The sequence below is a fragment of the Streptomyces sp. NPDC042336 genome, assembly GCF_055581985.1.
Map to the genome: position 1 here is coordinate 1 of NZ_JBVJEA010000060.1, position 10,238 is coordinate 10,238.

Below are 10,238 nucleotides of genomic sequence, written 5' to 3' on the forward strand. Positions count from 1 at the left end.
GGGCAGCAAGTATCCAGCTGTGATCAAGCTGTGGTCCGACGCCTGGGCCGAGATGGTGCCCTTCCTCTCCTTCGACGTCGAGATCCGCAAGGTGATCTGTTCGACGAATGCGATCGAGAGCGTGAACGCCCGCATCCGCAGGGCCGTCCGGGCCCGCGGCCACTTCCCTTCGGAGGCCGCCGCGTTGAAGTGCGTCTACATGGCGCTGATGAGCCTGGACCCGACCGGCAAGGGCCGGCGCCGCTGGACGATGCGCTGGAAGGCCCCGCTCAACGCCTTCCAGATCGCCTTCGACGGCCGCCTGACCGCCACCGACCAGCGATAACTCAACAACCAAGATCAGCCGTTAAGTTGACACACCCGACCAACGGCGATGCCGCTTGTAGACCGTCCCCCAGGGCCCGAATCGTTCCGGCAGAGACCGCCACTGCACCCCCGTCCGCACCCGGTAGAGCACTCCGTTGATCACCCGACGGTGATCGCTCCACCGACCTCCCCGCCCACCCCCACGAGGTAAGAACGACTCCAGCCGAGCCCATTCCGCGTTCGTCAGATCCCCACGACCCATGAAGCCAGCCTGACCCCAACACCCCGATCAAGTCAGGAGATCCGAGAAACAGCGCCTAGGTGTATTGACCCCGGCCCTACGCAAGGGACGGGGTGGCTCGGCGCTGACCAAGGTCCTCTGACCGATTGAGCGTTTTCGGAGTGGCCAGTGATCGGGTGACGGTGCGGTGTGGGTTCGGGGTGGGCGACGGGCAGGGCTCCGGTGTCGTTGAGGGGGGTGTTCGGCGTCTCAACTGGGCTGGGCTGGAGCCTTGTTAGGTTCGTATCCTGCTGTACTCGACCTGCTTCACGGTCTGGTCGAGTGGGTCTCGATGCGCATCGTCACCTGTGAAGGTGGTCGCCGGTGTCAGTTTCCGCCGTACCTGCGGGCGCTGATCGCACTGGTGTATCTGCCGGCCGCGACATCCTGGTCCGGATCGCTGCGGTGTTCGGGGTATCCGTCGCGGGCCGTCGCGGATCCCCGCGGGGAGATCCTCTGGCTGTTGCCAACACTCGCGGGCCGGGCCCACGATCTGACAGTCGCCCGGACCCACCGGATCCTTCGGGTCTGCGAACGCCGGGGCATCCCCGTCCTTGCCGGCATGGCCCATATCGGTGCCGGCGACCGGGTCACCATCGCCAAGCACCGCACGCCAGGCGGCGACCTCACACCTTCGAGCAGACCGCGAACCGGGCCCTGCCCGCGGCCTGTGCACCCGTCGAACGCAGTATGGCACGACTGAAGTCCCGGCAGATCTTCCACAGATCCCGCACCAGCCCCACCGCATGAGCATCATCGCCAAAGCCGTTCTCACCCTGCAGAGGCAACGCTGAAAACGCTCAGTGGAGAGCAGCGAGCCTTTTCCAACTTCACGTCTGTGCTGGTCAGGGCCGTATCCGTGAGTGACCACGTCAGCCGGTGACAGACCTGTGACCAGCAGAACCACCACAGTCTCACATCGTGTTGCGAGCACTCCGCCGGGCATAGTCGGCGGACCTGTCAGCCAGGCTGAAAAAGCCTCACTCACTCTGTGAACCAGAGGCAGGCCGCTGCCGTTGTGCATAGCGAAACCAACAGGAGATGAAGGCCTGACATGAGGCCTGCGGAGGTGGCCCAGGTGCCAGAATACTGGAAAACTGACGAGAATTACAACCAGGATCAGCGCGCCTTGTCGCTCATCCAAGAAAGGTACAGTACTGACAAATTCGATTTTGGTCGGGACTGGGGAGGAGAGGAGAACGGGGTCAGCCCATCGATCCCGGAACTGCATTCGAAGATCGAAGAACTATATGCCAAGAAAATAAAGGAGTATCCCAGCACCGATCAACCAGTTCTCATCCTCATGGCCGGTGCAAGCGGCATAGGCAAGACCGCTAAACTAAATAGTTACCTCGAACAGCTCAACGATTTCGAGAGCCCCGAACACAAGAAACTGTGTGAGCTCGCAGGGATCTCCGAAGGGGCAGTAAGGGGTGAATCCTTCATCATCTTGAGCCATCGGGATGTCAAGGAGGAGATGTGCGACAAGGGTGGCGTACAGCATATACCGGAAGACTGGTGGAGCCATCTTGGAGATGATATAGCCGAAGATCACAGCTACCGGACGGAAAATAGGAATGATTTGAAGTCTGCTGCCATCCACACGGAGTCTTCCTGGTTGATGGACAAGGTTGCCGAAGCGTGCATTGAAGCGAGAAAATCGATTGCCTACGATGTAAGCGTAACTCGTCCAGAGAACCTGGAATACCTTCTTACAAACGCAGATAAGCACGGATATGCAAGGGTCGCAATATCAGTCGAGGGGTCGATGGAGCAAGCCCTGGAAGGTAATTACAAAAATTGGCAGGATCGTATGATAATATCCCCTGTGGGTGTGATCGAAAAATCCTATGCAGATGGCCGTGATGGTCAATCCATATGCAGGCAGAACATCCGAGGGCTCGCTGATGGGGAAGAGGTTCTCATGAGCAACGGCACTAAGGATTGGTACAGGTATCTCGACGCTGTGATCGAGGTTAATCGCGGCAGTTCAGATATGGGATCCAGGCCGGGACAAGGGGTGCAAAAAGACCTTACTCAGGCGCCGTCGCCTCAGAATCCGGTGGCCCCATTTGCCAGTGACTTGCTCACAACACAGCACCACTCGGGCGCCACACGGAGGCTTTCGGAGCCTGGGGCTTCGTCCTCTCACCCGTTCGCGGGGCAAGCACCTTCCAGGCCGAGGTCACGCTGAGGGCGAGGAGTGAGCCTTTTCCATCCTCGCCCTGAGCTGGTCAAATGCAGGGTGAGGATGGCCTGGACAAGGCAGGTGATGCGGGTGGTCGAGCACCGGAGCTTGCGAAGGAGTCGCCAGGACTTGAGGGTGGCCATGGTCGGCTCAACGAGGGCGCGAATCTTCGCGTGGGACCGGTTCAGTGAGGGTCTTCCATCCTGTGTTGGAGGGTGATTGGGCTGGTCAGAGGGTGTGGTGACGAGGCCCCGCGCCGGCGAACAGGTCCGCTGGCTGCCCCGCCGCCGCGCCTCCACCCTCGCCCTGCCCGGCAACGACTTCTGGCTCATCGACGACCGCCTCGTGCGCTGGAACCTGTTCTCCGGCGACGGCCAGGCCCTCGAGCCCGACCACACCGACGACCCGCAGGCCATCAAGCTGTGTGCCGAGGCGTTCCGCTCAGTGTGGGACCTGGCCACCGACCACGCCGACTACCGCATCTGACCGACGCACAACCCAAGGGCCACGCACCTCATGACGACCGCCTCCCCCTCCTCCAGCGCACAGGCGGCCCGCGAGGCGCTCGCCGTGCGACTCACGCACCTGCGCAAGGACGCCGGCCTCACCGGGAAGGAACTCTCCGCCCGGTGCGGCTGGCACCCCGCCAAGACCACCCGCATCCAAAAAGGCGCGGCCGCGCCCTCCGACAGCGACATCCGCACCTGGTGCGCGGCGTGCGGCGCCGACAACCAGGCCGACGACCTCATCGCCACCGCCCGCGTCGTCGACTCGATGTACATGGAGTGGCGCCGCCTGCACCGCAACGGCATGCGACAGGTCCAGGAAGACTGGCTCGCCCTCCACGCGCAGACCCGCCACTGCCGGGTCTACCTGTCCAACGTGCCGCCCGGCTTCCTCCAGACCCCGGCGTTCGCGACCGCCCTCATGCAGCAGATCACCCGCTTCCAGGGCACCCCCGACGACGTCGCCGAAGCCGTCGCCGCCCGAGTCGCCCGCTCCCGGTTCCTCTACGAAGGCGGGCACCGCTACGTCGTCCTGATGGAGGAGTCCGTCCTGCGCTTCCGCACCGCCGACCCCGACGCGATGCGCGGCCAGCTGCGCCACCTCCTGGCGGTGATGCCGCTCGCCTCGGTCTCGCTCGGGATCATCCCGTTCACCGCGCAGCGCACCGTGTGGCCGCTGGAAGCGTTCTACGTCCACGACGACACCATGGCCGTGGTGGAGACGCTGACGGCGGAGATCAAGGTGACGCAGCCGCGCGAGCTCGCCGACTACTTGAAGGCGTTCGCCGGCCTCGCGGAGATGGCCGTCTACGGAGACGCGGCCCGCGCCCTCATCCGGGCCGCGATCGACGCCCTGGAGTGAACTTCCGCAATTCTCCGCAACTTCGTTGAGAGCCCGGACCACAGGTGCGTAGCGTCGACGGCACCGACGGACCACCAGCCGGAGAGGCGGGTCCCCCTTGCGCGCACACACCGACTCCACCGTCCCGGCCCCGGAGGGCCGCGGCCTCCAGTCGCCCGCCTACGGCGTCCCCTCACCGTCCCTGCTCGCCCGCGCGGACCGCGGCTTCGCCCGGTTCCTTGGTCAGCACGACGAGGACCAGGACGACGGAGCCGACGGCGGCGAGGACCCCCAGCGGTGACCGCCGGCCACCCGCACACGACGCTCCCGGCAGCGAGGCCCGCCATGCACACCAGCTCCCACACGGTCCTGTACGACCCCGACGGCCTGATCGAAGCCGATCTCCCGCTCGATCGCGAACCGTACGAGTGCCTCGTCACGGCCGTCCTCGCGTGGACCGGCGAGGACACCCTCACCGCCCGCGACCTGGAGCAGATCGCCCTCCAGCTCACCGGCCACGCCCGCGCCGTCGCCGCCGACGTCCGCCGCCGCGCCGACCAGCTGCCCAAGGACAGCGGACCCAAGGCGCTCGCCGACGTCGTCCTGCGCGAGGCGGAAGGCCGGCTGTCCTCAACGATCGACGGCACCGTGCGCTGCGTCCAGAACCGCGCCCGCCTGGTCCGCGCCCTCTACGAACGGCTTGACCGGCTGGAGGCCGCGCTCACCTCGGACAGGACTGCACCGCCCGCCGGCTGACCCGTGCGCTGTATCTGCCATCGCCGTGAAACTCCTGGTAGGCAGCGGTGAACGGACTTGATCGGCAAGGTTTCGGCCACTGAGTGCGATTACCCGGCGAGGCCCGGACAGCTGTGGGTACGGTCGATCGGTTTGACGGCTGGCGGTTGCCGCCGGCGGGGAAGTGTCCGGTCGGCGTGTCGTCGCATCGCGGGTGGGGGTGGTTCGGTGAGCAGCACCGAGCAGCAGATCGAGGAGCAGTTGGCGCAGCTTCAGCAGAAGGTCGGCGCTCGCCATACGGAGCTGCTGAAACACGACGTCGACGACGACCAGTTCGCGGTGGAGTACGCCCGGCTGGTGAACGTCACCAGCAGGCTGGTGGAGTTCGATAAGACGATCCCCGAACGGCTGGCCGAACCCGAGCGCATGCGCAGTGAGCGGATCGTGACGTGGTCCTGGCGCGGCCAGGCGGCCGTCGGCGCCGTGCTGATCGCGCTCGTCTTCATCCTCGACCGCTCGGCATGGTGGCTGGTCCTGCTGGTCCCGCACTTCGCGGGCACGGTGGCCGGCTGCTTCCAGGAGGTCGATGCCGAACAGCACCGTGACCGCCGCTTCGGAGCCGTCGGACTGCACGTGGTCGCTCTCCTGATGGCCCTGATCAGCCTGAGCGTGATCAGCCGGTGGTTCATCATTGCCGCCGCCATCGGCTGGATGCTTGTCGCCGGGTCCTCCATGGACAGCACGGGCGCCGACCCGAAGGGGGCGCGGCGGTGAGCGACGACTACGGCTACCAGGTCCGCCGTCTGGAGAGCCGGACCGGCGGGATGGAGCACGAGCTGCACTCGCTGCGCTCGAAGCTGGGGGAGGTCGAAGACCTCGACTACGAGCTGCGCGACATCCGCGGCGACATCCGCAGCCTCGAGGACGACCTCAGCACCGTCCGCAACGACCTCACCGAGCTCGACGATGACGTACGCGGCGACATCCGGGACACCGAGCAGGCCCTCAAGCGGCTGACCGGCCGCGTCCAGGCTCTCGAAGCGCACCTGCTCGCCGCGGGCGGCGCCCCGCTCGCCGACCTCGACACCATCGACCCGGAGTGGAAGAAGCTGGCCAGGACCGCCAGCCACGGCTGGAACGTACGCTCCGGACTGCTCCCCGAACGCCAGCGCGAGTCCCTCCGCCTCAGCATCCGCCACTATGAACAAGCACTTGAAGAGCGCGACGAGCACCGAGGGAAAGTGGTGGAGGCCGCCGGCCTCCTGGCCACCCGGCCGCGCACATCCCGCGAGTACAAGCAGGCCGTCTGGGACTTCGGCATGTCCCGCCCTCTCGCGGAGACGCACGATCAGCGGGCCAAGAAGCTGGCCGGCCCCGCTCAGGCCGCCCGGGCCGCACTGGCCCAGGACGACACACTGAGGCAGGCGAAGGCGTCGCTGATCGAGCAGGGCGACAAAGCGGAGCGGAAGCTGAACTGGCTGCTGCGCGGCCGCCTGGCCGACACGGTCCGCGACCGCGCCCTGCTGCCCATGTGGTTCGTGACCGTCCTCGGTCCCGTACCGCCGGCACACAAGACCCAGGCATGGATGGACCTCGCCACCCAGGTCCTGGCCTACCGGGTCACCTACGGGATCACCGACCAGGTCGTCGCGCTCGGACCGGCGCCCGATGAGTACGTGCCGCGCCGCACCGAGTGGCACAGCGAACTCACCAAGGACCTACGCCGCTGGTAGCCCGGCCGGGCGGCGGGGCACGTCTGTGCACCCGGCAGGGCGGTTCGCTCCTTGGGGCGGGAGAGCGTGAACGCCGCCCGGCGCCGTCTGCCCGCTGATGTACTGGCTTGTGAACGAGGACAAGCAGGCGGAGGGGCAGGCGGCGATGGCACAGGACGCGAAGCAGGCGAAGCACTGGGAGGACTTCGACTGGGTGGTCTGGAAGCTGGAGGTCCAAGACCCGCAGCAACTCGCCGGTGAGGACCCGGACCTGGACGAGCAGACCAAGGAAGCGATGACGCAGCTCGCCGCTTCCCTCGGCTGCGTCTACGAGCTGTGCGTCGACTATGACTCCTACGACAGCGGGACGCCTTACTACGCGTGGTGGGTCCGCCTGCCCGCAGTCGAACACGCCCGACGCGACAAGGACGGTGTGCCGCTGGTTCTCAATCCGGTCCGCGAGTACCTGGACGGTCACGTGCCCTCCGGCCTGGAGTGGGAGATCATCCCGGACCGGGAACTGACGGTCGACAACGCCGCCAGCGAGGCCCTGCGCACCGCATACGCCGATGTCATCACCCCGTTCGAGCAGGCGTTGATGCCGCTGCGCATCGACGGTGCCGCGGACCTCGAACCGCGGGCCAAGGTCTGGAAGTGGGAGGAGCATCTGCTGGCCGGCACGTTCGACCTGTGGCTGTGCAACGACCCGGACCGCCCCCATACCTGGCTGGTGGTCAGCGTCGGCCTGTGGACCGAGCCGCAGTTCCTCGACCAGGAGCCCGCCGCCCGTCTCGGTCACTTCGACTTCACCCCGCACCACCCGCTGCTGTTCCTTCCCCGCCCGCCGGGGCCGGCGACCTTCACCGCCCGGGTGACCGGCGGCGCCTTCCCCCACAAGACCTCCTCGCGCACCAACGCCGCCGACGCGATCGGCGTGGCCCACCAGTGGACCGCGAACGACCCGGCCGTCCTGGCGGAACGTGTCCGCAGGGATCTCACTACGCTGCTGCCCCACCTGCCCACTCCGCGCTGAAGGAGGCCCCCGGTGCCGTCGTACGCGAAGGACCCGCGCTGCATCGCCATGGCCGAGGTCCTCATCCCTCTGCTGCGCCGGGCCTGCCCGGACGGCGCCGGCGGGTACGGCGGCTACTACCAGGTGAACCTGGACGACGAGGAGGCCGTGGGGCTGGGCGGGGTGGAACTGATCCGGGCCGCGATGCGCAAAGCGGCCAAGCAGCTCGGCTGGAAGGTGACCACCCTCGGGTGGATCGGCACCCGCAACGGCACCATGGTCGCCGTCCAGGACAGACGCGAGGTGCCCGACGAGCACCGGGCCGTGGTCGATGCGGCGATGAACGACAAGCTGCGCGCGGCACTGCACAAGGTGTGGGGCGAACCGGGCCCGGCGCCCGTGCAGCGCGGCTCGGTCCCGCTGATGACGCAGGAGTTCCGCGCTGCCGTCGCCCAGAGCAGCATCTGACCGGACGACGTCGAAGGGGTACAAGTACCGGTATGGCGCGGGAGCGGATCCGGTGGCCGGCGGTCGTCGACCGGGCCCGGGAGATCGTGGAGAGCTACGAGGGCGGCGTCACGCTGCGCCAGGTCATGTACCGCCTGGTCTCCGAAGGGGCGCTGCCGCACACGGCGCCCATGTACCGGCGCTTATCCGCGCAGCTGGCCAAGGCCCGCCGGGAGGGCCGGTTCCCCGACCTGATCGACACCGTCCGGGAGATTCACGTCCCGCCCGCCTGGGAGGGTACCGACGCGTTCGTCGCGGAGATGCCCAGCTGGTTCCGCCTCGATCGCACCGAGGGCCAGGAGCACGCCACGTACGTCGCCGCCGAAAAGGACACCCTTCGCCAGCAGCTCACCGGATGGCTCGCCGACGCGGGCATTCCGGTGCTGGTGGTCCGCGGCTTCGGCTCGCAGTCGTACGCCGACGTCGTCCACGACCGGGTCACCTCCGACCCTCGGGACGGCGTTCTTCTGGTGGTCGGCGATTTCGACTGCTCAGGCGAGGACATCGAGCGGGACTGGGTGGCGCGCACCGGCTGCTGGAGCCGGACTGAACGTGTTCTGCTGACCTACGACCAGGTCCGTGCCTACGAGCTGCCCGCGACCGAGGGCAAGCAGGGTGACCCGAGGTGGCCGGCCTTCGCCGCCCGGTACGGCTTCGACCCCCGGCGCCCGGTGCAGTGGGAGGTGGAGGCGCTGGAGCCGGCCGAACTCCAGCGCCTGGTCCTCGCGGCCGTCGACCCGTACATCCACCTGGGCAGAGTCGAGTGGAGGGAGCGGAACGTGAGCGAGCAGGCCGGGCAGTGGCACTTCCTCACCAACCACGCCCGGGTGCTGTTCGCCATCGCGCGTGACCCCGCCGCCCGGCTCCGCGACATCGCCGCGGTCTGCCACATCACCGAACGCACCGCGCAAAGCATCGTCACCGACCTCGAACAGGCTGGCTACCTACGGCGTAAGCGCGAGGGACGGCGCACGCGCTACATCCTCTGCGTAGACGGGACCCTCCGCCATCCAGCGGAGGCACACGTGCCCGTGCGGGAACTGCTGGACGTCTTCACCTCCCACGACAGTCGGCGCTGACCGGGGCCTGTACGTCCCGGTCCACCGCGATCCGGCGACCGGCACCATCCTGACGGAGGCCCGGGTCACCATCCCGCGCCGTCGGTAGTGTCCCACCAGCACCGTGACGCACGAGACCCCGGGCCCTGTCGACGGGCCCGGGGTCTCGCACGGCGGCGGGGGAGCGGTCAGAAGTCGTCTCCGTAGCCCTCCAGCTCGGAGGGAGGCTCGAACCGCTCGATGGACCAGCAGGTGCAGTTCCCGCCCTCGTACAGCTCCTTGTCACACTCCTCATGGTGCTCCCGCACCCGCCGCTTCGCCGGGGCCGCCGGCGGCACGGGCTGCGGCGCGGACGGCTCCGGGGCGGCCTCGACGACCGGCACCACGCCCGCCCACTCCATCCCCAGCGCCGCGAGGGAGGCGCGCTGCTCCACGGTGAGCTTGTCCCGCCTCGACTTGGTGTTCGAGAGCCACACCCCCAGCTTCACCGGCACCGGCTCCGCCTCGCCGTCGACCGCGACCTCCACGACCGCGCCGCGCGGGACCGGCCGCTGCCCCTCCTTCTCCACCCACTGCGCCAGGGCTGCCAGGCCACGCTGGAACGCCGCCTCGGCCTTGCTCCCGACCTTCTTCGGCCCCTTGAGGGCTGCGGCCAGCGCCGGACGGAGCTCCGCCGGGGCGGCGGCCGCCACGGGGAGGGCGGCGCCCCGCACGCCTGTGAATGGGGGCGCCGGTGACATCGGATGGGCATCAGCAGGGAGTGGGAGAGTTCTTCCTGCTCAGAGTGCACCGCTGTAGTGATCATGGCTGTCGTGAGGTGACCAAGTTGCTGCTGCCGGATGCCCATCGTGGAGATGGTCGGCTGCCATGGACGTGCCAGTTCACACGAGGGACCGCCCGGGGCGGATCGGGCGGTCCCAGGACCTCACTGGTGGTGCGCTGATGATATGCATGGGTTTCATCGCCACCCAGGGGATTGCTCCGGGCATACCAAACGAGGGTGAAGAGCCGGGCTGCTCTCGCTCTCACGGCCGTCGGTTGGGTGAAGGACACAGTTAATTCGTCATCGTGCCCCGCCACCGGATCGACCGGG

At 67.6% G+C, this 10,238-nt stretch carries 12 protein-coding genes and 3 pseudogenes; 12 read left to right on the forward strand and 3 right to left on the reverse strand.

The genetic code is table 11. The features are described 5' to 3' along the window. Positions 1-325 (forward strand): transposase (locus tag ACZ6IM_RS41750; RefSeq protein WP_469564445.1); only part of this gene is annotated, 325 nt, incomplete at its 5' end. A 24-nt stretch (positions 326-349) separates the two neighbouring features. Here ACZ6IM_RS41750 and ACZ6IM_RS41755 read toward each other — a convergent pair. After that, a pseudogene (locus ACZ6IM_RS41755) lies at positions 350-568 on the reverse strand (transposase); the annotation flags it as partial. A 310-nt stretch (positions 569-878) separates the two neighbouring features. Between ACZ6IM_RS41755 and ACZ6IM_RS41760 the strand changes: the two are divergent. Further along, a pseudogene (locus ACZ6IM_RS41760) lies at positions 879-1,380 on the forward strand (transposase family protein). Positions 1,381-1,640: 260 nt separating this feature from the next. Continuing rightward, complete coding sequence (locus ACZ6IM_RS41765) at positions 1,641-2,780, forward strand: DEAD/DEAH box helicase family protein (RefSeq protein WP_319217446.1); 1,140 nt, start codon at positions 1,641-1,643, stop codon at positions 2,778-2,780. A gap of 29 nt (positions 2,781-2,809) precedes the next feature. On the opposite strand, the pseudogene ACZ6IM_RS41770 reads toward ACZ6IM_RS41765, so the two are convergent. Continuing rightward, positions 2,810-2,974 (reverse strand): annotated as a pseudogene (locus ACZ6IM_RS41770) (IS5/IS1182 family transposase); the annotation flags it as partial. A 40-nt stretch (positions 2,975-3,014) separates the two neighbouring features. Here ACZ6IM_RS41770 and ACZ6IM_RS41775 point away from each other — a divergent pair. From ACZ6IM_RS41775 to ACZ6IM_RS41815, 9 genes are all read left to right on the forward strand, one after another. After that, on the forward strand, positions 3,015-3,260 hold the full coding sequence (locus ACZ6IM_RS41775; RefSeq protein ID WP_319217450.1) for a DUF6879 family protein: 246 nt from the start codon (positions 3,015-3,017) through the stop codon (positions 3,258-3,260). 30 nt (positions 3,261-3,290) lie between these two features. Continuing rightward, a complete protein-coding gene (locus ACZ6IM_RS41780) occupies positions 3,291-4,142 on the forward strand; it encodes a helix-turn-helix domain-containing protein (protein ID WP_319217444.1) in 852 nt (283 codons plus the stop codon). A 97-nt stretch (positions 4,143-4,239) separates the two neighbouring features. Further along, positions 4,240-4,422: a hypothetical protein gene (locus ACZ6IM_RS41785; RefSeq protein WP_319217443.1), complete on the forward strand. Its 183-nt coding sequence runs from the start codon at positions 4,240-4,242 to the stop codon at positions 4,420-4,422. Between the two features lie 44 nt (positions 4,423-4,466). Continuing rightward, positions 4,467-4,877, forward strand: a complete 411-nt coding sequence (locus ACZ6IM_RS41790) for a DUF6415 family natural product biosynthesis protein (RefSeq protein WP_319217441.1) — start codon at positions 4,467-4,469, stop codon at positions 4,875-4,877. Between the two features lie 207 nt (positions 4,878-5,084). Beyond that, positions 5,085-5,630: a hypothetical protein gene (locus ACZ6IM_RS41795; RefSeq protein WP_319217439.1), complete on the forward strand. Its 546-nt coding sequence runs from the start codon at positions 5,085-5,087 to the stop codon at positions 5,628-5,630. Continuing rightward, positions 5,627-6,589 carry a hypothetical protein gene (locus ACZ6IM_RS41800; protein WP_319217437.1) on the forward strand — a complete coding sequence of 321 codons (963 nt, stop codon included), beginning with the start codon at positions 5,627-5,629 and terminating at the stop codon, positions 6,587-6,589. The genes ACZ6IM_RS41795 and ACZ6IM_RS41800 overlap by 4 nt, the downstream gene beginning before the upstream one ends. Positions 6,590-6,686: 97 nt before the next feature. Beyond that, on the forward strand, positions 6,687-7,601 hold the full coding sequence (locus tag ACZ6IM_RS41805) for a hypothetical protein (protein WP_319217435.1): 915 nt from the start codon (positions 6,687-6,689) through the stop codon (positions 7,599-7,601). A 12-nt stretch (positions 7,602-7,613) separates the two neighbouring features. Further along, positions 7,614-8,048 (forward strand): hypothetical protein, encoded by a 435-nt coding sequence (locus ACZ6IM_RS41810; protein ID WP_319217433.1) that lies wholly within the window; start codon positions 7,614-7,616, stop codon positions 8,046-8,048. A gap of 32 nt (positions 8,049-8,080) precedes the next feature. Then, on the forward strand, positions 8,081-9,166 hold the full coding sequence (locus tag ACZ6IM_RS41815) for a MarR family transcriptional regulator (protein WP_319217431.1): 1,086 nt from the start codon (positions 8,081-8,083) through the stop codon (positions 9,164-9,166). A 167-nt stretch (positions 9,167-9,333) separates the two neighbouring features. Here the strand turns inward: ACZ6IM_RS41815 and ACZ6IM_RS41820 are convergent, their stop codons facing one another. Further along, positions 9,334-9,858: a helicase associated domain-containing protein gene (locus ACZ6IM_RS41820; RefSeq protein ID WP_398918930.1), complete on the reverse strand. Its 525-nt coding sequence runs from the start codon at positions 9,856-9,858 to the stop codon at positions 9,334-9,336. Positions 9,859-10,238 lie beyond the last annotated feature (380 nt).